At 31.2% G+C, this 1,028-nt stretch carries 1 protein-coding gene; it reads right to left on the bottom strand.

Annotated elements, in window-relative coordinates:
* Positions 1–198 precede the first annotated feature (198 nt).
* Positions 199–993 (bottom strand): hypothetical protein, encoded by a 795-nt coding sequence (locus T347_RS0100005; RefSeq protein WP_031541966.1) that lies wholly within the window; start codon positions 991–993, stop codon positions 199–201.
* Between the last annotated feature and the right edge of the window lie 35 nt (positions 994–1,028).

The following is a 1,028-nucleotide window of genomic DNA, read 5'->3' as shown; positions in this document are numbered from 1 at the left end:
TTTTCCTCTTATCTAAATACTTATTTTTGTATATGTACAACGCATTTGTTCAAATGCTCATAAATAGTATAGATTACCCCCCCCCCCCCCCCCCCGTCAAGTGAAAATTGGTTTTTATTGAAAAAAGCTAATGAATTGAAACGAATGTCTAAAATAAAAGAGTTAGATTTCTCTAACTCTTTTAGTTAATTTTAGTAATTATTTATTTTCTACTGTTTTTTCATTTTCAAGATCTGATTCATTTGAAGCAATCGCTGCTTCTAAATTAGTTGTTGCTGTTTTAATTTGATCTAAATCATTACTTTCAAGTGCTTTGTTTGCTTCTTCAATCGCTTCTTCTAGATTATTTGAATGTTCTGGTAACATACCAACAGTTGTTAACAATTCTTTTAAAGTATCAATGGCACGTTTTAATTTATCAGCAGCAACATCTGAATCATTTGAAGCAATTGCATCTTCTAAATTTTCCTTAGCTGCTTGAATTAATTCTAAAGTAGCATCTTCAGCTTCTTCAACTGCCCATATTGCAATAGCCATTGCTTGAATTAAGTTAGTTGATTGTTCTGGTTCACCACCAACACCATTAATGATTGCTCGTAATTCATCTTTAGCTGCTTGAAGTTCTGCTTCAGCTGGATCAACTGGATCCCCAGCAACAATAATAGTAATTTCTATATTACCTTCGTAATCACCCATACCAATAGCTTCAACTTTACCATCATTACTAATTGCAATTCCAAACATTTCAGCTGCTAAAGATGTATCTTTATTTGCTTCAATTAATTTGTTTGAGATAACTTCTACATTTATTTTATCTTCTTCAGTTTCTACTTCAATTGAAGTATCTTTAAGAATTTCTGATAATTGAGTTTTATCACCAGTTCCTGGATCAACTGGATCAGTATTATCATCTTTATCAGATGAACATGCAAGTACTGTTAAAGGAGTTGCAGTAAGTGCGATTGCACCTAATGATACTAATAATTTTTTCATATTTTTCCTCTTATCTAAATACTTATTTTTGTATA

The sequence above is a fragment of the Mesoplasma photuris ATCC 49581 genome (genome assembly GCF_000702725.1).
Taxonomy (GTDB): Bacteria; Bacillota_I; Bacilli_A; order Mycoplasmatales; family Mycoplasmataceae; genus Tullyiplasma; species Tullyiplasma photuris.
The sequence above is the reverse complement of the archived record's forward strand: the minus strand, read 5'-3'. Positions and strand labels throughout refer to the sequence as shown.